The organism is Kocuria oceani (assembly GCF_029524215.1).
Taxonomy (GTDB): Bacteria; Actinomycetota; Actinomycetes; order Actinomycetales; family Micrococcaceae; genus Kocuria; species Kocuria oceani.
In genome coordinates, this window is the sequence record NZ_JARAMH010000002.1 from 73,655 (window position 1) to 96,263 (window position 22,609).

Genomic DNA, 22,609 nt, shown 5'->3' on the forward strand with positions numbered 1-22,609 from the left:
GCACCTCCCCGGCGGGGCCGGGGCGGGACGGGCCCCGCCGGCGCCGTCCGCCCCGCCGACCGCCTACAGTGGTCGCAGCGCCGCGGCAGCCCCACGACCGGGGCGTCCCAGCACCGCCGTGGTCGCCGCACCGCGCACAGGGGAAGGACCGGAGCATGCACGAGAGCCCGCGGCCCGCCGGCAGCACGTCCGCGCTGACGCGGTCGCAGCGGCTGGACCGGCTGCCCTACACCACCGAGCACCGGAAGCTGCTCGTCGGCTCCGGCGTCGGCTGGGCGCTGGACGCCATGGACGTCGGCCTCGTGTCGTTCGTGATGGCCGCCCTCGCCCAGCAGTGGGCGCTGAGCTCGGGGGAGCTGTCCCTGCTGGCCTCGATCGGCTTCGTCGGCATGGCGGTGGGGGCCGGCCTGGGCGGGCTGCTCGCCGACCGGATCGGCCGCCGCCAGGTGTTCGCCCTGACCCTGCTCGTCTACGGGCTGGCCACCGGCGCCTCCGCGCTCGCGGGCTCCCTCGCCGCGCTCGTCGTGCTGCGCTTCGTGGTGGGCCTGGGCCTCGGCGCGGAACTGCCCGTGGCCTCCACCCTCGTCTCCGAGTACTCGCCCCGCCGGATCCGCGGCCGCCTGGTGGTGGTCCTCGAGTCCTTCTGGGCCGTGGGCTGGATCATGGCCGCCCTCATCGGCTACTTCGTGGTGCCGACCTCCCCGGACGGCTGGCGCTGGGCGCTGGTCGTCGGCCTGGTGCCGGCCGCCTACGCGGTGGTCGTGCGCCGGGCGCTGCCCGAGTCCGTGCGCTTCCTGGAGAGCCGCGGCCGCGCGGACGAGGCGGAGGCGGCCGTGCGCGCGTTCGAGCGCGCCCCGGCCCTGGGCCGGTCCCGGCCGGAGTCCGAGGAGCAGGCCCGGGCCGCCGAGCCCGCCGCCGCGCCGGCGAGCGGGACGGGCGGCCTCTGGTCGGCCGGGCTGCGGCGGCGCACCGGGGCGCTGTGGACCGTGTGGTTCTGCGTCAACTTCGCCTACTACGGGGCGTTCACCTGGCTGCCCACGCTGCTCCTCCAGCAGGGCTTCACCCTGACCACGTCCTTCGGCTACGTGCTGGTCATCACGCTCGCCCAGCTGCCCGGCTACGCGGCGGCCGCCTGGCTGATCGAGGTCTGGGGCCGGCGGATCACCCTGGCGGTCTTCCTCGGGGGCTCCGCGGTGAGCGCGGTGCTGTTCGGCATCGTCTCGGTCGGCACCGTCGTGCTCCCCTGGCAGGTGATCGGCTCCGGGATGGCCCTGTCCTTCTTCAACCTGGGCGCCTGGGGCGCGCTGTACGCCATCGGCCCCGAGCTGTACCCCACCGCGCTGCGCGGGACGGGCACCGGCGCCGCCGCCGCGTTCGGCCGGATCGCCTCCATCCTCGCCCCGCTGTCGGTGCCGGTGCTGCTGGGCCTGGGCGGGGAGCGCTACGACCTCGTCGTGGTCTTCGCGGTCTTCGGGGCCGCGTTCCTCGTGGCCGCGGCGGCCACGTTCGCCCTGCCCGAGCAGCGCGGCCGGACCCTGGCATGACCTCCCCGCCCGTCCTCGGCGACCGGGAGATCGGCCTCGCCCGGCTGGCCGCCCACGGGCTCGTGCGCCCCGCCGACGCGGCCCCCGAGGACGTCGTGCGCGCCCTCGGGGCCGTCCAGGCCCAGGACCTGCCCGGCGCCCTCGTGTCGGTCGGGCTGCGCCGGGGCGCCGGGGCCGCCGGGGTGCGCGAGGCCTTCGCAGAGGGGCGGATCGTGCGCACGTGGCCCATGCGCGGGACCCTGCACCTGGTGCCCGCCGAGGAGCTGCGGGCGTGGCTGGCCGTGCTCGGGCCCCGCACCGTCTCCGCGACGGCGGCCCGCCGGCGCGAGCTGGGCGTCGACGAGCGCCTGGACGCGGCCCGGGAGACCGCCCTGGCGGCGCTGCGCCACGGGCCGCAGCCCCGGGAGCGGCTGCACGCCGCGTGGGAGGAGGCCGGGCTGCTGGGCGCCCCGGGCCGGGCCTACCACCTCATGCTCGCCCTGCACCTGGACGCGACCCTGTGCATGGGCCCCCTGGCCGCCGGAGCCCGCGACCAGCTCGTGGTCTCCGTGGCGGACTGGGTCCCGGAGACCGGACAGGCCCCCGGCCGGGCCCCCGCACCCGGGGTGCCGCCCGTCGTCGTGCGCTGGGTGCGCCGCTACCTGCGCAGCCACGGCCCGGCCTCCGTCGCCGACGCCGCCCGCTGGGCGGCGCTGCCGCGCGCCACGGTGCGCGCCGCGGTGGCGGTGCTCGACGACGTCGTGGCCGTGCACGACGCCCGCGGCCGAGAGCTGTGGTGCGCCCCCGAGGTGCTCGGGGCCGCGGTGCGGGCGGACCGGCGGGCGGCCGGGGTGCACCTGCTGCCGCCGTTCGACGAGTACGTCCTGGGCTACGGGGACCGCTCCCACGTGCTGGCCGGCCGGCACGCCGCGCGCATCGTCCCCGGCGCCAGCGGGGTCTTCAAGCCCACGGTCGTGGCCGGCGGGCGCGTGGTGGGCACCTGGGGGCGCAGCCGCCGGGCGAGCTCGCCGGGACTCGTGCTGGAGCCCTTCGAGGAGCTCTCGGCCACCCGCCGCCGGGCCGCCGAGCGGTCGTTCGCGCGCCTGCCGGTCCTCTGACCCGGCCCCGGGCCGGGACCCGGCGCCGTGGGACCCCCGGCGCCCGGCCGGCGAGGTGCCGGGCCGGGCGGCGGGCGGACTCGGCGGCCGGCGGTGGCCGGGCTCACACGTCGCTGGATAGGGTGGGCCCATGAGCGATCCCACCCGCCTGCACACCGACCTGTCCCGCCTCGGGCGCGAGACCGACAGCTTCCTCGCCACGGCGGAGTCCCTCTCCGCGGAGGAGCTGGCCGCGCCCTCGCTGTGCGGCGGCTGGAGCCGCGCCCACGTCGTCGCCCACCTCGCCTCCAACGGGCGGGCCCTCGTCCGGCTGGTCGACTGGGCCGTCACGGGCCGGGAGCAGCGTCCCTACGCGTCCCCCGAGGCCCGCAACCGGGAGATCGACGAGCTCGCCGCCCTGCCCCGCGAGGAGCTGCTGCGCCGGACCCGCGAGAGCGCGGACTACTTCGCCGAGCAGAGCGAGCGGCTGGGCGGGGACCTCGCCGTGGACGAGGTGCACATGCACGGCAAGCGGATCCCCGCCCTCGCCGTCGTGGCGTTGCGGAACTCGGAGATCGTCGTCCACCACCACGACCTCGACGCGGACTGGACCCTGGAACGGGCCGAGCCGGACTCGCTGCTCGACGCCCTCGAGGCGGCGGTGCGCACCATGCGCGCCAAGGACGCCCCCGGGACGACCCTGGTGAGCGAGGGGGGCGACGAGTGGGTGATCGGCGACGGCGCCGCGCGCGTCCGGTCCGACCGCGCCGGGCTGCTGGCGTGGCTGGCGCGCGGGCAGACGGAGCGCGTCACGGCGGAGGACCGCCTGCCGGTGCTGCCCGCCTGGTGAGCCCCGCCCCGGCGCGCACCCGCCGACCCCCGACGGGTGCGGTGCCTCCCCGGGAACGGGCAGGGGAGTCCGCCGCAGCACCGGGGCCCGGCGCCGCGGGGGCGGGGGCGACGGGCCGCCGGGGTCGGCGGGGTCACAGCTCCCCGGGGTGCCGCGCGGGCGGTCCCGCAAGGTAGACTGTCCGGTGGCCCGCTGTGCGGGCGCCCCCGCCCGGGTCCCTCCGGGTGCGCGGCGGCGCCCCGGCCGCACCCATCGGGAGGGCTGCACCTCCCCCCGCATCTCCACCCGAAGAGAGACCCACGCGTATGTCTGTAACCTCCACCACCGCCCAGCGCGCCGACCTCCGCAACGTGGCCATCGTGGCCCACGTCGACCACGGCAAGACCACCATCGTGGACGCGATGCTCCAGCAGACGCACGCGTTCTCGTCCCACGGTGAGGTCGAGGAGCGCGTGATGGACTCCGGTGACCTGGAGCGCGAGAAGGGGATCACGATCCTCGCCAAGAACACCACGGTGTCCTACGACGGTCCCTCCGCCGACGGGGAGACCATCACCATCAACGTCATCGACACCCCCGGCCACGCCGACTTCGGCGGCGAGGTCGAGCGCGGCCTGTCCATGGTCGACGGCGTCGTGCTGCTCGTGGACGCCTCCGAGGGCCCGCTGCCCCAGACCCGCTTCGTGCTGCGCAAGGCGCTCGAGGCGAAGCTGCCCGTGATCCTCGTGGTCAACAAGGTGGACCGCCCCGACGCCCGGATCGAGGAGGTCGTGGGCGAGTCCATGGACCTGCTGCTGGGCCTGGCCTCCGACATCTCCGAGGACGAGCCCGACCTCGACCTCGACGCCGTCCTGAACGTGCCCGTGGTCTACGCCGCGGGCCGCGACGGCCGGGCCTCCCTCGAGCAGCCCGCCAACGGCTCGCTGCCGGACAACGAGGACCTGGAGCCGCTGTTCAAGACGATCATCGAGCACGTCCCGGCCCCCTCCTACGACCCCGAGGGCGTGCTGCAGGCCCACGTGACCAACCTGGACGCCTCCCCGTTCCTGGGCCGCCTCGCCCTCCTGCGGATCTTCAACGGCACCCTCAAGAAGGGCCAGACCGTGGCCTGGGCGCGGGCGAACGGCGAGCTGAAGAACGTGCGGATCTCCGAGCTGCTGGCCACCAAGGGCCTGGACCGGGTCCCGGCCGAGTCCGCCGGCCCCGGTGAGATCGTGGCCGTGGCCGGGATCGAGGACATCACCATCGGCGAGACCCTCACCGACCCGGAGAACCCGCAGCCCCTGCCCCTGATTACGGTGGACGACCCCGCGATCTCCATGACCATCGGCATCAACACCTCCCCGTTGGCCGGCCGCGTCAAGGGCGCCAAGGTGACCGCCCGCCAGGTCAAGGACCGCCTCGACAAGGAGCTTGTCGGCAACGTCTCGCTCAAGGTGCTCCCCACCCAGCGCCCGGACGCCTGGGAGGTCCAGGGCCGTGGTGAGCTGGCCCTGGCCATCCTCGTGGAGCAGATGCGCCGCGAGGGCTTCGAGCTGACCGCCGGCAAGCCGCAGGTGGTCACCAAGACCGTCGACGGCAAGGTGCACGAGCCCTACGAGCACATGACCATCGACGTGCCGGACGAGTTCCTCGGCGCCGTGACCCAGCTGATGGCCGGCCGCAAGGGCCGCATGGAGGCCATGGCCAACCACGGCACCGGCTGGGTGCGCATGGAGTTCAAGGTCCCCTCCCGCGGGCTCATCGGCTTCCGCACGAAGTTCCTCACCGAGACCCGCGGGGCCGGCATCGCCTCCTCCTACGCCGACGGCTACGAGCCGTGGGCCGGGGACATCGAGTACCGCACCAACGGGTCGATGATCGCCGACCGCGCCGGTGTGGTCACCCCGTTCGCGATGATCAACCTGCAGGAGCGCGGCTCCTTCTTCGTGGAGCCGACCTCCGAGGTCTACGAGGGCATGATCGTCGGCGAGAACTCCCGCGCCGACGACATGGACGTGAACATCACCAAGGAGAAGAAGCTCACCAACATGCGTGCGGCCTCCTCCGACACCTTCGAGAACCTGACGCCCCCGCGCAAGCTGACCATCGAGGAGTCCCTCGAGTTCGCCCGCGAGGACGAGTGCGTGGAGGTCACCCCGGAGTCCATCCGGATCCGCAAGGTGGTCCTCGACGCCAACGAGCGGCTGAAGGCCAACCGCGCCCGCGCCCGGGCCTGAGCCGCCGGCCCGGCAGACGAGCGCAGCAGGCCCGGTCGTGACCCAGCCCGTCCCGTACTACCCCGAGCAGGGCGTCCTCGTGCGCGAGGACGCCCTGCCGGGGCTGCTGCCCGCCGGGCTGCGCCCGGAGGACGCCCGGCTGCTGTTCGTGCACGCCCACCCCGACGACGAGTCCATCGCCACGGGCGCCACGATGGGCCGGTACGCGGAGCTGGGCGCGCAGGTCGTGCTGCTCACCATGACCCGCGGGGAGCGCGGCGAGGTGATCCCCGAACCCCTGCGCGGGCTCGAGGTCGGCCGTCCCGGCTGCACCGACGACGGCACCGCACTGGGCCGCTACCGCGTCGGGGAGCTCGACCACGCCGCCGCCGCGCTGGGGCTGGCCGACCGCTTCTTCGCGGGCGAGCCCCCCGCCCTGGACCCCGCCGTGGGCTTCGCCGGCGGCACGGGCCACTACCACGACTCCGGGATGTCCTGGGGCCCCGACGGCCGGGCGGCCCCGGCCGGGGACTCCTCCCCGCACAGCCTCACCGCGGCGTCCGCCGAGGAGGCCGCCGCGCACGTCGCCGCGGCCGTGCGCGCCGTCCGCCCGCACGTGCTCGTCACCTACGACGACGACGGCGGCTACGGCCACCCCGACCACGTCCGCACGGCCGCCGTCGCGGTGCGCGGCGCGGAGCTGGCCGCCCGTCCCGGCACGGACGCGCCGGGCGGGACCGCAGAGCCCTGGCGCACCCCTCTCCTGTGGGCCGTCGAGGGCGAGGCCCGGGCGGACGACCCCCGCCCGCAGGCCGCTGTGCACGGCTCCGCCGAGCGCAAGCGGGCCGCCATGGCCGCCCACGCCACCCAGCTGGTGCTCGCCGAGGACGGCAGCCGCTTCGCCCTGTCCAACGGGGTCTGGCAGTCCTTCAGCGCCCTGGAGACCTTCCGGCTGCTCGCCGGGGACCCGGGCGCCTCCGCGGAGCCGACGCGCACCGACGCCGGCCCGGCCTCGCTGCCCACCACCCTGGTGACCTCGGTCGCCGCCGGTCTCGCCGGCGCGAGCGTGGCCACGGTGCTGCACGGGGCGGTCTGGTACGCGCCCGCGGGCTGGTGGCTCCCGTGGGGACTGCTCTTCGCCGCCGCCCTGCTGCTGTGCGTGTCCCTGTGGGTCGGCACCGCGACCCGCCGGGTGTGGGCCGCCGCCGTGCCCGGGCTGATCGGCTACCTCGTCTCCTGGTTCTTCGCCTACGGCGGGGACGGCTCCGTGATCGTGGTGACCGACCCGGGCACCGTGGTCGGCGTCCTGGGCCTGGCCTGGTTCGTGGTGGTGTTCGCGGTGACGATCGCCTCCGTGCTCGTCACGGGCCGCTGGGTGCGCGCCCGGCGGCGGACGGCCCGCCCCGCCTGAGCACCCGGCCGCGGCCTCGGCGTCCGCCGGGGCACCCCGAGCCGCACGGGCCCGGCCGCACCTCCGGGGCCCCGCGGGTCTGACTCCGTCCCGCTCTGCCGTCCCGCACAGGGCCCCGCTCAGCCGCCCTGCTCAGCCGCCGCGCGGACGCCGGCGCGGCGGGGCCGGCGGCACCACCCGGGCGGCCCGCACCGCCGCGGCGGGGATCAGCACGTCCCCGCGCCGGGTGCGCACCGTGACCGTCCCGGCGCCCCCGCCGGGGTCCGGATCCACCAGCTCGCCCAGGGCGTCGGTGAGCGGCAGCCCGGAGGCGTCGTCGGCGGGCAGGGCGTAGCGCACGCTCACCCGTGTACCGGAGGGCAGGCCCGCGAGCAACTCCACGGCCGCGGATGACGGAACGGGGGAGGACGTTGAGCCGGATGTCGGGGAGACCATGGCTGTCATCGTAGCCAGGACACGGTGGCTAGACTGGTCGGAGAATCCCAGCAGAAAGGTGTGAAACGCCGTGACCTATGTCATCGCCCAGCCCTGTGTCGACGTCAAGGACAAGGCCTGCGTCGAGGAGTGCCCCGTCGACTGCATCTACGAGGGGGAGCGCTCGCTCTACATCCACCCCGACGAGTGCGTGGACTGCGGCGCGTGCGAACCGGTCTGCCCCGTCGAGGCCATCTACTACGAGGACGACACCCCCGAGGAGTGGGCCGACTACTACAAGGCCAACGTCGAGTTCTTCGACGACCTCGGCTCCCCGGGCGGGGCCGCCAAGCTCGGCAACACCCACACGGACCACCCGATGATCGCGGCCCTGCCCCCGCAGAACCAGGGCGCCCAGTGACCGAGACGGCACGGTCCTTCGGCCTCGCCCTCCCGGACTATCCGTGGGACACGATGGCGCCGTACCGCGCCGTCGCCGCGGAGCACCCGGACGGGGTCGTGGACCTGTCCATCGGCACGCCCGTGGACCCCACCCCGCTGGTGGTCCAGGACGCGCTCGCCGCCGCCGCGGACGCCCACGGCTACCCGACCACCCACGGCACGCCCGCCCTGCGGGAGGCCGTGGTGGCCTGGTACGCCCGCCGGCGCGGCGTGCCCGGCCTGGACCCGGCCGCGGTCATGCCCACGGTCGGCTCCAAGGAGCTCGTCGCGTGGCTGCCGCTGCTGCTCGGCCTGCGCCCGGGGGACGTGCTCGTGCGCCCCACGGTGGCGTACCCCACCTACGACATCGGGGCGCAGCTGGCCGGCGCCGAGGCGGTGGCCGCCGACGACCTCGACGAGCTGGAGGACGAGGTCCGCGCCCGGGTGCGCCTGGTCTGGCTGAACTCGCCGGCCAACCCGACCGGCATCGTGCGCGACGCCGGGTCGCTGCGCCGCGTCGTCGACCAGGCCCGAAACCTCGGGGCGGTGGTCGTCTCCGACGAGTGCTACGCCGAGCTCGGCTGGGGCGCGTGGGACGTCCAGCAGGGCGGGACGCCCGTCCCCTCCGTGCTGGACCCGCGGGTCAGCGGCGGGGACACGTCCCTGCTGCTCTCCGCGTACTCGCTGTCGAAGCAGTCCAACGCCGCCGGCTACCGTGCCGCGTTCCTGGCCGGCGACGCCCGGCTGATGGCCAACCTGGTGAACTCGCGCAAGCACGCCGGGATGATCGTCCCGGCCCCCGTCCAGGAGGCCATGCGGGTCGCCCTCGGCGACGACGCCCACGTGCACGCGCAGAAGGCGCTCTACCGGGCCAGGCGCGACCGCCTGGTGCCCGCCGTGGAGGCGTTCGGGCTGCGCGTGGAGCACTCCGAGGCCGGGCTCTACCTGTGGTGCACGGCCGGGGAGGACACCTGGTCCACGGTCCAGCGCCTCGCCGAGCGGGGCGTCGTGGTGGGCCCGGGCGTCTTCTACGGGACGGCCGGGGAGGGGTACGTGCGGCTCGCGCTCACCGCCACGGACGAGCGGATCGACGCCGCCGCGCAGCGGCTCGCCCGCCGCTGAGGCGCTCCCGCGCGGCGCCGGGATTGGTCCGCCCGCCGACGGAACAGGTAGGTTGGACCCTGACGATCGCTGTGTCCCGAGACACGCCCGTGCTGCGCCACCGGTGCCGCCCGGCAGGGCCGCCCCGGACACCGAAATCCACTCGCGGAGGACGAAGAACATGACCGAGTCTGCACAGAAGACCGAGACCGCCCAGCTCGACTACGGCAACGGCGGACGGCTCGAGCTGCCCGTCCAGGACGCCACCGTGGGCAACCGCGGGTACGCGATCACGAACCTGCTCAAGGAGACCGGCAACGTCGCCTTCGACCCCGGGTTCATGAACACCGCCAACGCGCGCTCGGCCGTGACCTACATCGACGGCAACAACGGCATCCTGCGCTACCGCGGCTACCCGATCGAGGAGCTCGCCCAGCACTCGACGTTCATCGAGACCGCGTACCTGCTGATCTACGGGGAGCTGCCCACCCCGGCCCAGCTCGAGGACTTCGACACCCGGGTCCGCCGGCACACCATGGTCCACGAGGACCTCAAGAGCTTCTTCAACGGGTTCCCGCGCAACGCGCACCCCATGCCCGTGCTCTCCTCGGCGGTCTCGGCGCTGTCCACGTTCTACGCGGACTCCCTCGACCCCTTCGACCAGGAGCAGGTGGAGATCTCCACGATCCGGCTGCTCGCCAAGGTCCCGACCCTGGCCGCGTACGCCTTCAAGAAGTCCAAGGGCGAGCCGATGCTCTACCCGCAGAACGACCTCAGCTACACGGAGAACTTCCTCCGCATGTGCTTCGGGGTGCCGGCCGAGGACTACGAGATCGACCCGACGATGGCCAAGGCCCTCGACGTGCTCCTGATGCTGCACGCCGACCACGAGCAGAACTGCTCCACCTCCACGGTGCGGCTGGTGGGCTCGTCCCACGCCAACATGTTCGCCTCGGTCTCCGCCGGGATCAACGCCCTCTACGGCCCGCTGCACGGCGGCGCGAACGAGGCCGTGCTCGCGATGCTCAACCGGATCCAGCAGGAGGGCGTCAAGCCCGAGGAGTTCATGGAGAAGGTCAAGAACAAGGAGTCCGGCGCCCGGCTCATGGGCTTCGGCCACCGCGTGTACAAGAACTACGACCCGCGCGCGCGCATCGTCAAGGACTACGCCCACGACATCCTCCAGAAGCTGGGCGGCAACGACGAGCAGCTCGACATCGCGATGCGGCTCGAGGAGAAGGCCCTCGCCGACGACTACTTCGTGGAGCGCAAGCTGTACCCGAACGTCGACTTCTACACGGGCCTGATCTACAAGGCGATGGGCTTCCCGGAGAAGATGTTCACCGTCCTGTTCGCCATCGGCCGGCTGCCGGGCTGGATCGCACAGTGGCGCGAGATGATCGAGGACCCGGAGACCAAGATCGGCCGCCCGCGCCAGCTCTACGTGGGCGAGGCCGAGCGGCACTACCCGCAGGGCTGAGCCGCACCGCCGGCGGCCGGGCCCGCGTCCCCCGAGGGGGCGCGGGCCCTGCCTTTTCCTCCTGCCGCGCGCCCCGGTAGGGTGCGGACCATGGACGAGCAGCGGCGCACCCCCGAGCGGATCACCGAGCTGGGCCCGGACGAGGTCTTCGTCTTCGGCTCCAACGCCCGCGGCGCGCATGGGGCCGGCGCGGCGCGGACCGCGGTGGAGCGCTTCGGCGCGGTGCCGGGGCAGGGCCACGGGCTGCAGGGGCGCTCCTACGCGATCGACAGCATGAGCGGGTTCCCCGCCCTGGCGCGCGAGGCGGCCGTGTTCGTGGACTTCGCCCGCGCCCACCCGGAGCTGACCTTCTGGCTCACCCGGGTGGGCACCGGCATCGCCGGCCACGACGAGCGCCGGGTCGCGGCGCTGTTCGCCGACGCGCCGCCCAACGTGGTGCGCCCGCCGGGCTGGTGAGCCCGGGGCCTCAGGACCCGGCGTAGCCCTCCGGGTTGCTCCTCTGCCAGTTCCAGTGGTCGCGGCACATCGTGTCGATGTCCCGCTCGGCCGACCAGCCCAGCTCGGCCAGGGCCGTGGAGGGGTCGGCGTAGGAGACGGCCGCGTCCCCGGGACGCCGGGCCGCGACCTCGTAGGGGATGCGGCGCCCGGACGCCCGCTCGAACGCGGCGTGCACCTCGAGCACCGAGTAGCCCTTGCCCGTGCCCAGGTTCCAGGTGTGCACCCCGCCGTGCCGGGCGAGGTGGTCGAGGGCCCGGAGGTGGCCGTCCGCGAGGTCGACGACGTGGATGTAGTCGCGCACCCCGGTGCCGTCGGCGGTGGGGTAGTCGTCGCCGAACACCCGCAGCCTCTCGCGCCGCCCCACGGCCACCTGGGCGATGAAGGGCAGCAGGTTGTTCGGCACGCCGGTGGGGTCCTCCCCGATCCGGCCGGACTCGTGGGCGCCCACGGGGTTGAAGTAGCGCAGCAGGGCCACGCTCCAGGACGGGTCCGAGGCGGCGAGGTCCACCAGCATGTCCTCGATGTGCTCCTTGGTGCGGCCGTACGGGTTCTGCGCGTCCATGGGCTGCTTCTCGGTCAGCGGCATCTCCTCCGGGGCGCCGTAGACCGTGGCGGAGGAGGAGAACACGATGGAGCGGCAGCCGTGGGCCGCCATGGCCTCCAGCAGGTTCAGCGTGCCGGTCACGTTGGTGCGGTAGTACCGCAGCGGCTGCTCGGCCGACTCGCCCACGGCCTTGAGCCCGGCGAAATGGATCACCGCCTCCGGTTGGTGCTGCGCGAACAGGGCGTCGAGCCCGGCCGGGTCCAGCAGGTCGACCTCGGCGAACGCGGCCGCCGGGCGTCCCGCGAGCTCCTCCACGCGCTCCAGGGAGGTCCGCGAGGAGTTGGCGAGGTTGTCCATCACGACGACGTCGTGGCCGGCCTCCAGCAGGGCGAGGACGGTGTGCGAGCCGATGTAGCCGGTTCCTCCGGTGACGAGAATTCTCATGCGCCCAGCGTATCGGCCCGGCCGTGGGCGGGGCCTCAGCGGCTCGCGAGGACCAGCACGACGTCCTGCGCCGGCGGGGGGCCGTCCGGGTGGGCCTCGGCGGCGTCCACCCAGCCGGGGGCGGGGGCGAAGCGGGTGGTCCGCTGGTCGGCCCGGACCCAGCTGCGCCCGTCGAAGGAGACCTCGGCGATGCCCAGCCGCTCGGCGGAGGCGACCGCCCAGTGCGCCACCGCCCAGCCGGCCGGCCCGGCCGGGGCGGGGACGACCACCCGGCCGGCCTCGGCGCGCGCCGCAGGGGCCGCGGCGCCGAAGGCGGCGCCCAGGGCGTCGGCGGTCACGGCCGCGTCCCCGGGCTGCTCGGGATCGGCGAGCACGCAGTTCAGGGACGCCTCGGTGCCCCCGGTCAGGCTGTCGGCGAAGGCCCGGGCCAGGGGCTCGTGCCGGGCGTAGGCGTCCGGGTGCCCGGAGCGCTGGACCGCCTGGGCGGCCTCGGTCACGGACAGCCCGGCGTAGTCGACCTCGGCGAGCCGGTCGTAGAAGACGCCGGTGGCGTAGGACGGGTCCATGATCTGCTCGACCGTGCCCCAGCCCTGGGACGGGCGCTGCTGGAAGAGGCCCACGGAGTCGCGGTCCCCGTAGTCGATGTTGACCAGCTGGGACTCCTGCATGGCCGTGGCCAGGGCCACGACCGCGGCATACGGGTCCGTGCCGCGCCGGACGGACTCGGCGGTGATCAGCGCCGCGTTGGCCGCCTGCTCGGAGGACAGGGTGTGCCGCCGGCGCTGTCCGTCCGGGTCCGTGGTGGCGACCACGCAGCGGGGCTCGCCGGCCGAGGGCCGCCCCGCCCGCAGCTCGACGACCACGAGGGCCCCGGCGGCGAGCACGGCGCAGACCAGCAGCAGCACGAACAGCGACAGCCCGGCCGACCTGGTGCGGCGGCCGGAGGCGGGGGAGGACACGGGGGCTCCTGGACGGGCGGGGAGACGGGGGCGGAGTGGATCTCGGCCGAGCTCCGCGGGACCGGGTGTCCGGTCCCGCGGACCTCGGCCGGCGGCGGATGCCCGCCGGCGGCGGATGCCCGCCGGCGGCGGATGCCCGCCGGCGTGGCTGCTCGGCCGGCGGGAGCTCAGCCGGGGCGGGTGCTCAGTTGGCGTGCAGGGCCGCGTTGAGCTCCACGGTCCGGCCGGCGCGCGGAAGCACCTCGACCGTGCCGGTGAGCGAGTTGCGGCGGAACAGCAGGTTCGGGACGCCGGAGAGCTCCGAGGCCTTGGCCGTGGACTGCGCCCCGTCGGCGAGCACGCTCACCCGCGTGCCGGCGGTGACGTACAGGCCGGCCTCCACCACGCAGTCGTCGCCGAGGGAGATGCCCACGCCGGAGTTCGCCCCGAGGAGCACGCGCTCGCCCACGGTGATCCGCTCCTTGCCGCCGCCGGAGAGGGTGCCCATGATGGACGCGCCGCCGCCGACGTCCGTGGCGTCGCCCACGACCACGCCGGCGCTGATCCGGCCCTCGACCATGGACTGGCCGAGGGTACCGGCGTTGAAGTTCACGAAGCCCTCGTGCATCACCGTGGTGCCGGCGGCCAGGTGGGCGCCGAGCCGGATCCGGTTGGCGTCGCCGATCCGCACGCCCGAGGGCACCACGTAGTCCACCATCCGCGGGAACTTGTCGACGCTGTGCACGGTCACGTGCCCGCCGGTGGCCTTCATCCGCAGCAGGGCGAGGGTGAGCTCCTCGGCGAGCACGGGGCCGCGGTCGGTCCAGGCGACGTTGGCGAGCAGGCCGAACACGCCGTCGAGGTTCACGGTGTTGGGCCGCACGAGGCGGTGGGAGAGCAGGTGCAGGCGCAGGTACGCGTCGGCGGCGTCGCCGGGGGCGGCGTCGAGGTCGACGACCGTCTCGACGATCTCGCTGCGGATGTTGCGGTCCGGGTCGGCGGTGGCCGCCAGCCGCAGATCGGCGTCGAGGGAGGTGTCGACCGCGTCGGACAGCGCCGGGGCCGGGTACCAGACGTCGAGGACGGTGCCCTCCTGGGGGCCGGAGGCCACGACGGTGGCCAGGCCCAGACCGGAGGCGGGGCGACCGGCGGCGGGACGGCCGGCGGCGGGACGAGAGGTGGGAGAAGTCATGGCGTCCATCCTACGGGGGAGGCCGGACCCGGATCGATCCGGCCCCGGGGGCCCCGCCGCTATGCTGGCAGCCATGATCGCACCCGACCTCGACCTCGCCGCGGACCCTGCCGAGCTCACCGCCGACCTCATCGACCTGGAGTCCGTCTCCGGCGGCGAGGGGCCCATCGCCGACGCCGTCGAGGCGGCGCTGCGCCGGCTCCCGCACCTCACGGTGCACCGTGACGGGGACGCCGTGGTCGCCCGCACCGAGCTGGGCCGGGACGAGCGGGTGGTGCTCGCCGGGCACCTCGACACCGTGCCCCTGCCCACCGTGCCCGGCGCCCGCGGGACCGTGCCCTCCTCGTGGGAGGAGGCCGACGGCCACCGCGTGCTCTACGGGCGCGGTGCCACCGACATGAAGGGCGGCGTGGCCGTCCAGCTGGCCCTCGCGGCCGCCCTGACCGAGCCCAACCGGGACGTCAGCTACGTCTTCTACGACCACGAGGAGGTCGACGCCGCGGCCAGCGGGCTGGGTCGGCTGCAGCGCAACGCCCCGGAGCTGCTCGAGGCGGACTTCGCGGTGCTCCTCGAGCCCACGGACGGGACGGTGGAGGGCGGCTGCAACGGCACGATGCGCTTCCGGATCACCACCACCGGGCGCGCGGCCCACTCGGGGCGGTCCTGGATCGGGGAGAACGCCATCCACAAGCAGGCCGACGTTCTGGCCCGCCTGTCCGCCTACACCCCGCGGACGATCACCGTGGAGGGCCTCGACTACCGGGAGGGCCTCAACGCGACCGGGATCGGCGGCGGCGTGGCCGGCAACGTCGTCCCCGACACCGCCCACGTGGAGATCAACTACCGCTTCGCCCCGGACAAGACACCGGAGGAGGCCGTCGCCCACGTCCGGGAGGTCTTCGCCGGCTACGAGCTGGAGTTCACCGACCTCTCGGCCGCGGCCCGCCCCGGCCTGGACCGCCCCGCCGCCGCGGCGTTCGTGGCCGCGGTGGGCCAGGAGCCCAAGCCGAAGTACGGCTGGACCGACGTGGCCCGCTTCTCCGCGATGGGCGTGCCGGCGGTGAACTTCGGTCCCGGCGACGCCCTGCTCGCGCACACCGACGACGAGCACGTGAGCGCCGAGGCCGTGCGGGAGTGCTACCGGGCCCTCGCCGCCTGGCTCACCGACTGAGCGGCGGGCTCAGACGGTGGCCTCCTCGGCGGCGAGGGGGCCCTCGGCCGGCTTGGTGGCGCCTCCCGTGCGGTAGCTGAGGAACCGGGAGAGCCACGCCGCCAGCAGCGTCAGCAGGTAGTTGATCAGCACGAAGACCAGGGCCACGACGAACAGCGTCTGGAGGATGTTGCCGTCCCCGGAGCCCAGGCGCCGCCCGCTGGCCAGTAGCTCCGGGTAGGTGATGATGTAGCCCAGGGCCGTGTCCTTGAGGATGACCACGAACTGGCTGACCAGCGAGGGCAGCATGGCCGTCAGGGCCTGGGGGAGCTCGATCAGGCGCAGCGAGCGGGCCGGTGTGAGCCCGATGACGAGCCCGGCCTCCCGCTGCCCCTTGGGCAGCTGGTGGACGCCGGAGCGGATCAGCTCGGCGATCACGGACCCGTTGTAGAACATCAGGCCGAGGACCACCGCCCAGAAGGGGACGTTGGACGGCTCGACCAGCCCGGCCCGGCCGATGCCCAGGTAGAAGAAGATCATCATCACGAGCACCGGGACGGCGCGGAAGAACTCCACGACCACGGTGGAGACCCACCGGACGGGACCGAGCTGGGAGAGCCGGCCGAGCCCGAAGACCAGGCCGAAGACGACGGAGAGCACCACGGCCAGCAGCGCGGCCCGGAGGGTGTCCCACAGGCCCGGGAGCAGGAAGTTCTCCCACGTGCGGGCGGTCAGCAGGGGGCTCCACTTCGCGGCGTCGAGCTGGCCCTTCTCGGCCAGCTCGCTCAGCACGATCCAGGCGAGGGCCGCCGCGAGCAGCACGCCGAGCACGTTCAGCGCCGCGCTGATCCGCCGGCCGCGGGGTCCTTGGACGTCGAAGAGGACGTTCTGGGTCCTGGCCATCAGCGCTTCACCGCCAGCTTCCGGGAGGCCCAGGTGGTGAGCAGGCCCACCGGGACCACGATGAGGACGAAGCCGAGGGCGACCACCAGGAAGATCGCGATGATCACGTCCGGGCGGAACTCGATCATGGTCTTCATGAGCGAGGAGATCTCGGTGACCGACGCGGCCGCGGCCACCGTCGTGTTCTTCGTCAGGGCGATCAGGGTGTTGCCGAGCGGCGTGACGGCCCCCCGCAGCGCCTGCGGGAAGATGATCAGCCGGGCGGCGGGCAGGAAGGACAGGCCGATGGCCCGGGCCGCCTCGGCCTGGCCGACCGGGACGGTGTTGACCCCGGAGCGGATGGCCTCGCAGACGAAGGCCGCGTGGTAGAGGCTCAGACCGATGACCGCCCAGTTGAAGAAGTTCTGGTTGAAGTCGCCGGAGAGGTTGATCCCCAGCTGGCTCCACACGCCGAGGACCAGGAACACGAGGATGATGGTCAGCGGCGTGTTGCGGAACAGGTTCACGTACCCGGTGCCCAGCAGCCGCAGCGACGCGATGGGGGAGATGCGCATCAGCGCGATCAGCCCGCCGAGGACCGCCGAGCCGATCGCGGCCCAGAAGGTCAGCCGGAGGTTGACCCAGAAGGCGGCGAGGACGTCGTACTGCTCGAACAGGCTGGCGAAGTCGGCCAGGTAGTCGCTCACGGGAGCTCCCGGGGATCGGGGTGGTGCTGGGTCACGCGAGTGCCCTTCGTCGTGGATCGGTCGGTGTGCTGCGGGGGCGCAGGTCCCGTGGCCGGCCGGACCGGCCGGTCACGGGACCTGCGCGTCCGGTGTCACTCGCCGCAGGGCTCCATCTCCGGCGGGTTGAGCTCCTCGTTGAACGAGTAGTCGGCCCCCTCCGTGTTGGCGGTGACCGCCTCCTCCCAGGCGCCCTCGTCGATCATCTTGGTGATGGCTTCGTTGACGGCCTCGCACTGGTCGGAGCCCTGGGGCAGGCCCACGCCGTAGCGCTCCTCGGAGAAGGTGTTGCCCACCACCTTGAACTTGCCCTGGTTGGCGTCGGTCGCGGCCAGGCCCGCGAGGATGATGTCGTCCGTGGTCACGGCGTCCACCTGGCCGGACTCCAGGGCGGTGAGGCAGTCGGCGTAGCCGGGCTGCTCGACGAGGTTGGCGCCGGGCTGGTCCTCCTTGACCCGCTGCGCGGAGGTCGAGCCCGTCACCGAGCACAGGTTCTTGCCCTCGAGGTCGGCGGGGCCCTGGATGCTGTTGTCCTCGGCGCGCACGAGCAGGTCCTGGCCGGCCACGAAGTAGGGGCCGGCGAAGTCCACGGTCTGGTCGCGCTCGTCGGTGATCGAGTAGGTCGCGAAGATCATGTCCACCTGGTCGTTGGCGAGCATGTTCTCGCGGTTGGCCGAGGGGGACTCCACCCACTCGATCTGGTCCTCCGAGTAGCCGAGCTCGTTGGCGACGTACGTCGCGACGTCGACGTCGAAGCCGGTGTACTCGTCGCCGTCCCGGAAGCCCAGGCCCGGCTGGTCGTACTTGATGCCGATCCGGACGGACTCGCCGGACCCGCCGGTCTCCCCGCCGCCGGCCTGCTCCTCCCCGCCGCCGCACGCGGTGAGGGTCAGGGCCGCGGCCGCGGCCATCGCGGCGAGTCCGAGGGGCTTGGTGTTGCGCATGGTCTGCTCCTTGCAGTCGGGGTGGTGGCGTTCGGTCGGAGGGACGGGTGGACGGTCAGTGGCCGAGGATCTTGCCCAGGAAGTCCTGGGCGCGGGCGGAGCGCGGATTGGTGAAGAACTCCTCGGGAGTGTTCTCCTCGACGATCTGCCCGTCGGCCATGAACACGACGCGGTCGGCGGCCTTGCGGGCGAAGCCCATCTCGTGGGTCACCACGATCATCGTCATGCCCTGCTTCGCCAGCGCGACCATGGTGTCGAGCACCTCGTTGATCATCTCGGGGTCCAGAGCGGAGGTCGGCTCGTCGAACAGCATGACCTTCGGCTCCATGGCCAGGGCGCGGGCGATCGCCACGCGCTGCTGCTGCCCCCCGGAGAGCTGGGCCGGCAGCTTCTCGGCCTGGTTCGCCACGCCCACCCGGGTCAGCAGCTCCATGGCCTGCTTCTTCGCCTCGCCCGCCGAGCGGCCACGGACCTTGACCGGCCCGAGGGTCACGTTCTGCAGGACCGACTTGTGGGCGAAGAGGTTGAAGGACTGGAAGACCATGCCCACGTCCGCACGCAGCCGGGCGAGGGCCTTGCCCTCCTCGGGCAGCTGCTTGCCGTCGATGAGGATCTCGCCGTCGTCGATGCTCTCGAGCCGGTTGATCGCGCGGCACAGGGTCGACTTGCCGGACCCGGACGGGCCGATCACCACGACGACCTCGCCGCGGCGCACCTCCAGGTTGATGTCCCGGAGCACGTGGAGGTCCCCGAAGTGCTTGTTGACGTGCGACATGCGGACCAGGGCCTCGCCCATGCCGGGCGCGGCGGCGGACGGTGCGGCGGCCGGCGGAGTGGCGTGTGACATACCGGAAAGATATCCCAGATTTCTTCCGTGTGATGGCGAACACGTTGCGGCCGCGTTAAATGCGTACCGATCCGTAGGAATGTTTCGCGTCCGGGCGGCCGCGCAGCTGCCGGGCGCCCGGAAGCCGGCGCATAGCCTGGTGCCATGACCGAACTCTTCGTGGTGCTGACCGGCCTGGTGCTGCTGCTGACCGTCGGGGGCGTCCTCCTGCTCGGCCGCGACCGGCTCTCCGCCTGGACCGCTCCCGCCCGGGACGGGATCCGGCCCGAGCGCGCCCCGGACGCCCCTCTCGTGCTGCCCGAGGTGCTGACGCGGGAGGACGTCGGGCGGATCGCCTTCTCCGTCCGGCGCCGCGGCTACGACCCCGGGGAGGTGCACGCCGTGCTCGACCGCCTCGCCCGGCAGCTGCCGGCCCGGGACCCCGGACCCGGTCCGGCGCGGGGAGCGTGAGCTCCCGCCTGGCCGCCGCCCCCTGGTGGGCCCAGGCCGCGCTCGTCTGGGCGGCCTCCCGGGTGTGGGCGTGGGCCGTGTTCACCACGGTGGGGCGTCAGCAGGGCCCCGGCCCGTGGGGGGACGGCGCACTGGGCTACCTGGCGTTCACCGGCATCTGGGACTCGGACTGGTACGAGCGGATCGCCCGGGAGGGCTACCCGGGGTCCGTGCCGCGGGACGAGGCCGGGCGCGCCCAGGAGAACGCCTGGGCGTTCTACCCGGTCTTCCCGCTGCTCGTGCGGGCGGTGACGGGACTCACCGGCGCCGGCTGGGACGCCGCGGCCTCGGCGGTGTCCCTGGCGGCGGGATTCGGCGCGGCGCTGCTCGTCCACCGGCTCTTCCTCCGGTTCGCCGCCCCGGACACGGCCCTGTGGGGGCTGGCGTTCGTGGCGTTCAACCCGGTGGCCCCGGTGCTGCAGGTGCCCTACGCCGAGTCGCTGCACCTGGCGCTGCTGGCCGGGGCCCTGCTGCTGGTGTCCCGGGGCCGGCATCTCGCGGCGGCGCCGGTGGTGCTCGTCATGTGCCTGACCCGCCCCGCGGGGGTGCCCTTCGCGGCCGCCCTCGGGATCACCTGGCTCGTGCGGACCGTGGCCCGCCGCCGGGCCGGGCAGCTGCACCGGGCGGCCGACGCGTTCGACGGGCTGTTCGCCCTCGCGGTCCTGTCCTGCGCCGCCGCGCTGGCCTGGCCGGCGATCGCCTGGTGGGCCACCGGGGAGCCGACGGCGTACACGGAGACGGAGACGGCCTGGCGGGGCGGAGGACTGGTGCCGGTGGTCCCGTGGTTCGACACCGGGACGGACCTCTTCGGCCCGGTCGCCGGACTCGTCGCCCCGGTGCTGCTGGTGGCGGGCGGTGTCCTCGTGCTGCGCTCGCGGGTGGTGCGCGAGCGGCTGGACCTGCTCACCCGGGTGTGGCTGGCGAGCTACGCCGTGTACCTGCTGCTGTTCCTGCACCCGCAGACCAGCACCTTCCGGCTGCTGCTGCCGCTGTTCCCGCTCGCCCTGCCGCTGGCGGCGGTCTCGGACTCGCGCGCCTACCGGGTCGCGTGCGTGCTCTTCGGCGCCGTGCTCCAGCTGGTCTGGGTGGGCTGGCTGTGGCACTGGAAGCAGCTGCCCGGGGGCGGGGACTACCCGCCGTGAGTCGTTCCCGGGGCCGCGCCGACGCGCGCCGCCCCGGTCCCGTGCCGTCCGGTCCCACCGTGACGGCTCGGATAGGATGGGTGCAACACCAACTGAGGAAGAGGAGTTCCCACATGGCGGCCATGAAGCCGAGAACCGGTGACGGACCGATGGAGGTCACCAAGGAGGGGCGCAGCCTCATCATGCGCGTGCCGCTCGAGGGTGGCGGCCGGCTCGTGGTCGAGCTGAAGCCGGGCGAGGCCGCGGAGCTCAAGGAGTGCCTGGCCGGCGTGACCGAGTGACGTCCCGCCCGCGACGGCGGAGGGCCCGGCACCTGGTGGTGCCGGGCCCTCCGCCGTGCTGCGGTCCCGTCCTGTGCGGTTGCTGACGGGAGGCTCCGTCCCGGGGGCCCGCCTCAGCGGCGGACGGCGAGGAGCAGGCCCGAGCCGGTGGTCAGCAGCGCGGTGCTGAAGCGCTCGTCGTCCCGGAACAGCCGGTGCACGGCCCGCATGGTCCGGGTGTTCTCCTCGCGGTTGGCCGGTTGCGCCACCTTGTCCTGGTGCAGGGCGTCGTTGACCACCAGCATCCCGCCCGGACGCAGCAGCCGCACCGCCTCCTCGGCGTAGCCCAGGGTCCCCTCGGAGTCCGCGTCGAGGAACACGAGGTCGTAGGCCCCGGCGCTGAGCCGGGGCATCACCAGGGAGGCGCGGCCGGGGATGGTGCGGGTCCGGCTCGTCGGCACCCCGGCCTCCCGGAACGTGTCCCGGGCCGCGCGCAGGGCCCGGATGTCGGTGTCGATGGTCGTCAGCACGGACGTGGCCGGCAGCCCGCGCAGCAGCGCCAGCCCGGAGACCCCCGCCCCCGTGCCCACCTCCACGACGGTGGCGGGCCGCGCCGACGCGGCGAGCACCGTCAGGGCGGCGGCCGTGCCCGGGGTGACCGGCGGGATGCGCAGGGCGAGGGACCGCTCCCGGGCGCGGTAGGCGAGCTCGTCCTCCACGGCGAACGCCTCGGCGTACGACCAGCTCGTCGTCTTGTCCGCGCCCATGTTCCGCCCTTCGTCGCTGTGGTCAATGCGCGTCATCCTACCGGCTGGGTCCCCGCGCCCGGCCATCGTCCAGTCCGCGTCCAGCTTGCCCGCCGATCATGGGACCGACGCCGCGCCCCGCGCCCGGCCCCGCCCACCAGCGCCCGCACGAAGGAGGCCCGATGCCCCGCCCGGACCGCGCCGGCCCGGTGCCGTCCCGTCCCCGCAGCAACGCGGTGCCGGTGGCCGCTGCGACCGTCAGCGCCGTGCTCACCCTGCTGCTGGGCTCGGGCTACGCGGTCGGGCGCACCGTCGTGGCGGAGTCCGCGGCGTCCACGGGCGCCGCGGAGCAGGCCCCGGTCTCGGCGTGGCACGGCACCGGCGGGGTCGTGCACGCGGACGAGGCGTCCGCGGACCGCTGGCGCGCGGAGGGCTGGACGCTGCCCACCCTCGCCTCGGACGGCTACCAGGTGCTCTCCATGGCCCGCGACACCCGTTCCGGCCACCCGGTCGTGGAGGTGCGGCTGCAGCGCGGGGAGGACCTCGTCGTCGTGGTCGAGCAGCGCGGCCGGGTCGACCGGGGAAATCCCATGGACGGGATCACCGGGCTGCCCGTGAGCGCCGAGGGGCTCCGGCCCTCCCCGGTCGAGGGCGTCCCGCTCTGGCTGGACGCCGGTCCGCCGTGGCGGGTGGTGCTGGTGGGCGAGGACGTGGTGTACACCGTCACCGGGGGCAGCGGACCCTCCTCGATGGCCCGCACCGTCCACCACGTGCTGGCCGACGAGCTCAGCCGGGTGGCGGAGCCGGCCGCGAAGGATCCCGGCGTCGCCGAGACGGTGGCCGCCGGACTGCGCAGGATCTTCGGCTGACCCGTCCCGCTCCTCCCGGCTGGTAAAATTTCATCCTGTGCTCGGCATCAACGGCGGCGAAGCGATCATCCTGGTGCTCCTTGCCCTGTTCATCATCGGGCCGGAGCGGCTGCCGGAGTACGCGGAGAAGCTCAAGGAGTTCGTCAAGGCGGCCAAGCGCTACGCCACCGGCGCCACGGAGGAGCTCAAGGAGACCCTGGGGCCCGAGATCGCCGACGTCGACTGGCGCCGGCTGGATCCCCGCCAGTACGACCCCCGCACCATCGTGCGCCAGGCGCTGCTGGAGGACGACGAGCCGGCCCGCCCCGCCCCGCAGCGCCCCCGGTCCTCGCTGACCCGGCTGGCCCCCGGGGAGCCCGCCCCCTTCGACACCGAGGCGACCTGAGCCGTCCGTCCGCGCGGACCG

At 74.2% G+C, this 22,609-nt stretch carries 24 protein-coding genes; 15 read left to right on the forward strand and 9 right to left on the reverse strand.

Translation table 11 applies throughout. The annotated features are described in order from the left end of the window. Positions 1–155: 155 nt before the first annotated feature. The 5 genes from PU704_RS02295 to PU704_RS02315 all read left to right on the forward strand — a co-directional run bounded on the left by PU704_RS02295 (position 156) and on the right by PU704_RS02315 (position 7,079). Complete coding sequence (locus tag PU704_RS02295; RefSeq protein ID WP_277549974.1) at positions 156–1,544, forward strand: MFS transporter; 1,389 nt, start codon at positions 156–158, stop codon at positions 1,542–1,544. Further along, positions 1,541–2,641: a winged helix DNA-binding domain-containing protein gene (locus PU704_RS02300; RefSeq protein ID WP_277549975.1), complete on the forward strand. Its 1,101-nt coding sequence runs from the start codon at positions 1,541–1,543 to the stop codon at positions 2,639–2,641. The genes PU704_RS02295 and PU704_RS02300 overlap by 4 nt, the downstream gene beginning before the upstream one ends. Before the next feature lie 130 nt (positions 2,642–2,771). Continuing rightward, positions 2,772–3,470: a maleylpyruvate isomerase family mycothiol-dependent enzyme gene (locus PU704_RS02305; protein ID WP_277549976.1), complete on the forward strand. Its 699-nt coding sequence runs from the start codon at positions 2,772–2,774 to the stop codon at positions 3,468–3,470. A gap of 305 nt (positions 3,471–3,775) precedes the next feature. Continuing rightward, a complete protein-coding gene (typA, locus tag PU704_RS02310) occupies positions 3,776–5,689 on the forward strand; it encodes a translational GTPase TypA (protein WP_277549978.1) in 1,914 nt (637 codons plus the stop codon). A gap of 37 nt (positions 5,690–5,726) precedes the next feature. Then, positions 5,727–7,079: a PIG-L family deacetylase gene (locus tag PU704_RS02315; protein WP_277549979.1), complete on the forward strand. Its 1,353-nt coding sequence runs from the start codon at positions 5,727–5,729 to the stop codon at positions 7,077–7,079. A 132-nt stretch (positions 7,080–7,211) separates the two neighbouring features. On the opposite strand, the gene PU704_RS02320 is transcribed toward PU704_RS02315, so the two are convergent. Continuing rightward, positions 7,212–7,514 carry a putative acetyltransferase gene (locus PU704_RS02320; protein ID WP_277549980.1) on the reverse strand — a complete coding sequence of 101 codons (303 nt, stop codon included), beginning with the start codon at positions 7,512–7,514 and terminating at the stop codon, positions 7,212–7,214. Positions 7,515–7,584: 70 nt separating this feature from the next. On the opposite strand from PU704_RS02320, the gene fdxA reads away from it, so the two are divergent. The 4 genes from fdxA to PU704_RS02340 all read left to right on the forward strand — a co-directional run bounded on the left by fdxA (position 7,585) and on the right by PU704_RS02340 (position 10,971). Further along, complete coding sequence (gene fdxA, locus PU704_RS02325) at positions 7,585–7,914, forward strand: ferredoxin (protein WP_047801516.1); 330 nt, start codon at positions 7,585–7,587, stop codon at positions 7,912–7,914. Next, positions 7,911–9,056, forward strand: a complete 1,146-nt coding sequence (gene dapC / locus PU704_RS02330) for a succinyldiaminopimelate transaminase (RefSeq protein WP_277549981.1) — start codon at positions 7,911–7,913, stop codon at positions 9,054–9,056. The genes fdxA and dapC overlap by 4 nt, the downstream gene beginning before the upstream one ends. 160 nt (positions 9,057–9,216) lie before the next feature. Beyond that, positions 9,217–10,515, forward strand: a complete 1,299-nt coding sequence (locus PU704_RS02335) for a citrate synthase (RefSeq protein WP_075872514.1) — start codon at positions 9,217–9,219, stop codon at positions 10,513–10,515. A 90-nt stretch (positions 10,516–10,605) separates the two neighbouring features. Continuing rightward, entirely contained in the window at positions 10,606–10,971 is a 366-nt protein-coding gene (locus PU704_RS02340; RefSeq protein ID WP_047801518.1) for an A1S_2505 family phage non-structural protein, read from the forward strand. A gap of 10 nt (positions 10,972–10,981) precedes the next feature. Here PU704_RS02340 and galE read toward each other — a convergent pair whose 3' ends face one another. From galE to dapD, 3 genes are all read right to left on the reverse strand, one after another. Then, positions 10,982–12,001: a UDP-glucose 4-epimerase GalE gene (gene galE, locus PU704_RS02345; protein ID WP_277549982.1), complete on the reverse strand. Its 1,020-nt coding sequence runs from the start codon at positions 11,999–12,001 to the stop codon at positions 10,982–10,984. 35 nt (positions 12,002–12,036) lie between these two features. After that, on the reverse strand, positions 12,037–12,960 hold the full coding sequence (locus tag PU704_RS02350; RefSeq protein WP_277549983.1) for a hypothetical protein: 924 nt from the start codon (positions 12,958–12,960) through the stop codon (positions 12,037–12,039). 184 nt (positions 12,961–13,144) lie between these two features. Further along, a complete protein-coding gene (dapD, locus tag PU704_RS02355; RefSeq protein ID WP_075872512.1) occupies positions 13,145–14,131 on the reverse strand; it encodes a 2,3,4,5-tetrahydropyridine-2,6-dicarboxylate N-succinyltransferase in 987 nt (328 codons plus the stop codon). Between the two features lie 61 nt (positions 14,132–14,192). Here dapD and dapE point away from each other — a divergent pair, with 61 nt between their 5' ends. Next, on the forward strand, positions 14,193–15,302 hold the full coding sequence (gene dapE, locus PU704_RS02360) for a succinyl-diaminopimelate desuccinylase (protein ID WP_277549984.1): 1,110 nt from the start codon (positions 14,193–14,195) through the stop codon (positions 15,300–15,302). A gap of 9 nt (positions 15,303–15,311) precedes the next feature. Here dapE and PU704_RS02365 read toward each other — a convergent pair whose 3' ends face one another. The 4 genes from PU704_RS02365 to PU704_RS02380 all read right to left on the reverse strand — a co-directional run bounded on the left by PU704_RS02365 (position 15,312) and on the right by PU704_RS02380 (position 18,646). Then, positions 15,312–16,184, reverse strand: a complete 873-nt coding sequence (locus PU704_RS02365) for an amino acid ABC transporter permease (RefSeq protein WP_277549985.1) — start codon at positions 16,182–16,184, stop codon at positions 15,312–15,314. Next, a complete protein-coding gene (locus PU704_RS02370) occupies positions 16,184–16,870 on the reverse strand; it encodes an amino acid ABC transporter permease (RefSeq protein WP_047803717.1) in 687 nt (228 codons plus the stop codon). The genes PU704_RS02365 and PU704_RS02370 overlap by 1 nt, the downstream gene beginning before the upstream one ends. 131 nt (positions 16,871–17,001) lie before the next feature. Next, positions 17,002–17,850, reverse strand: coding sequence for a glutamate ABC transporter substrate-binding protein (locus PU704_RS02375; RefSeq protein ID WP_277549986.1), 849 nt, complete (start codon positions 17,848–17,850; stop codon positions 17,002–17,004). Between the two features lie 55 nt (positions 17,851–17,905). Next, positions 17,906–18,646: an amino acid ABC transporter ATP-binding protein gene (locus PU704_RS02380; protein ID WP_380113922.1), complete on the reverse strand. Its 741-nt coding sequence runs from the start codon at positions 18,644–18,646 to the stop codon at positions 17,906–17,908. A 195-nt stretch (positions 18,647–18,841) separates the two neighbouring features. Between PU704_RS02380 and PU704_RS02385 the strand changes: the two genes are divergently transcribed. The 3 genes from PU704_RS02385 to PU704_RS02395 all read left to right on the forward strand — a co-directional run bounded on the left by PU704_RS02385 (position 18,842) and on the right by PU704_RS02395 (position 20,609). Continuing rightward, on the forward strand, positions 18,842–19,147 hold the full coding sequence (locus PU704_RS02385) for a DivIVA domain-containing protein (protein WP_075872509.1): 306 nt from the start codon (positions 18,842–18,844) through the stop codon (positions 19,145–19,147). After that, complete coding sequence (locus tag PU704_RS02390; RefSeq protein WP_238986046.1) at positions 19,144–20,328, forward strand: hypothetical protein; 1,185 nt, start codon at positions 19,144–19,146, stop codon at positions 20,326–20,328. Before PU704_RS02385 ends, PU704_RS02390 begins: the two co-directional genes overlap by 4 nt. A 113-nt stretch (positions 20,329–20,441) precedes the next feature. After that, the gene (locus PU704_RS02395; protein WP_075872508.1) at positions 20,442–20,609 is read left to right on the forward strand and encodes a DUF3117 domain-containing protein; all 168 of its coding nucleotides are present in this window, start codon (positions 20,442–20,444) and stop codon (positions 20,607–20,609) included. 113 nt (positions 20,610–20,722) lie between these two features. On the opposite strand, the gene PU704_RS02400 is transcribed toward PU704_RS02395, so the two are convergent. Continuing rightward, positions 20,723–21,355 (reverse strand): O-methyltransferase, encoded by a 633-nt coding sequence (locus PU704_RS02400; protein WP_047803713.1) that lies wholly within the window; start codon positions 21,353–21,355, stop codon positions 20,723–20,725. A 161-nt stretch (positions 21,356–21,516) separates the two neighbouring features. Here PU704_RS02400 and PU704_RS02405 point away from each other — a divergent pair, with 161 nt between their 5' ends. Both PU704_RS02405 and PU704_RS02410 read left to right on the forward strand, forming a co-directional pair. After that, positions 21,517–22,203: a hypothetical protein gene (locus tag PU704_RS02405; RefSeq protein ID WP_277549987.1), complete on the forward strand. Its 687-nt coding sequence runs from the start codon at positions 21,517–21,519 to the stop codon at positions 22,201–22,203. Between the two features lie 37 nt (positions 22,204–22,240). Next, on the forward strand, positions 22,241–22,588 hold the full coding sequence (locus tag PU704_RS02410) for a twin-arginine translocase TatA/TatE family subunit (protein WP_277549988.1): 348 nt from the start codon (positions 22,241–22,243) through the stop codon (positions 22,586–22,588). Positions 22,589–22,609: the final 21 nt, after the last annotated feature.

Coding starts and splice junctions, on each gene's coding strand:
- dapD (WP_075872512.1), bottom strand. CDS start 14,131: ATGACTTCTCCCACCTCTCGTCCCGCCGCCGGCCGTCCCGCCGCCGGT.
- PU704_RS02395 (WP_075872508.1), top strand. CDS start 20,442: ATGGCGGCCATGAAGCCGAGAACCGGTGACGGACCGATGGAGGTCACC.
- PU704_RS02300 (WP_277549975.1), top strand. CDS start 1,541: ATGACCTCCCCGCCCGTCCTCGGCGACCGGGAGATCGGCCTCGCCCGG.
- PU704_RS02305 (WP_277549976.1), top strand. CDS start 2,772: ATGAGCGATCCCACCCGCCTGCACACCGACCTGTCCCGCCTCGGGCGC.
- PU704_RS02385 (WP_075872509.1), top strand. CDS start 18,842: ATGACCGAACTCTTCGTGGTGCTGACCGGCCTGGTGCTGCTGCTGACC.
- PU704_RS02320 (WP_277549980.1), bottom strand. CDS start 7,514: ATGGTCTCCCCGACATCCGGCTCAACGTCCTCCCCCGTTCCGTCATCC.
- PU704_RS02400 (WP_047803713.1), bottom strand. CDS start 21,355: ATGGGCGCGGACAAGACGACGAGCTGGTCGTACGCCGAGGCGTTCGCC.
- PU704_RS02380 (WP_380113922.1), bottom strand. CDS start 18,646: ATGGGCGAGGCCCTGGTCCGCATGTCGCACGTCAACAAGCACTTCGGG.
- PU704_RS02335 (WP_075872514.1), top strand. CDS start 9,217: ATGACCGAGTCTGCACAGAAGACCGAGACCGCCCAGCTCGACTACGGC.
- PU704_RS02295 (WP_277549974.1), top strand. CDS start 156: ATGCACGAGAGCCCGCGGCCCGCCGGCAGCACGTCCGCGCTGACGCGG.
- PU704_RS02405 (WP_277549987.1), top strand. CDS start 21,517: ATGCCCCGCCCGGACCGCGCCGGCCCGGTGCCGTCCCGTCCCCGCAGC.
- PU704_RS02365 (WP_277549985.1), bottom strand. CDS start 16,184: ATGGCCAGGACCCAGAACGTCCTCTTCGACGTCCAAGGACCCCGCGGC.
- PU704_RS02340 (WP_047801518.1), top strand. CDS start 10,606: ATGGACGAGCAGCGGCGCACCCCCGAGCGGATCACCGAGCTGGGCCCG.
- typA (WP_277549978.1), top strand. CDS start 3,776: ATGTCTGTAACCTCCACCACCGCCCAGCGCGCCGACCTCCGCAACGTG.
- PU704_RS02375 (WP_277549986.1), bottom strand. CDS start 17,850: ATGCGCAACACCAAGCCCCTCGGACTCGCCGCGATGGCCGCGGCCGCG.
- dapE (WP_277549984.1), top strand. CDS start 14,193: ATGCTGGCAGCCATGATCGCACCCGACCTCGACCTCGCCGCGGACCCT.
- galE (WP_277549982.1), bottom strand. CDS start 12,001: ATGAGAATTCTCGTCACCGGAGGAACCGGCTACATCGGCTCGCACACC.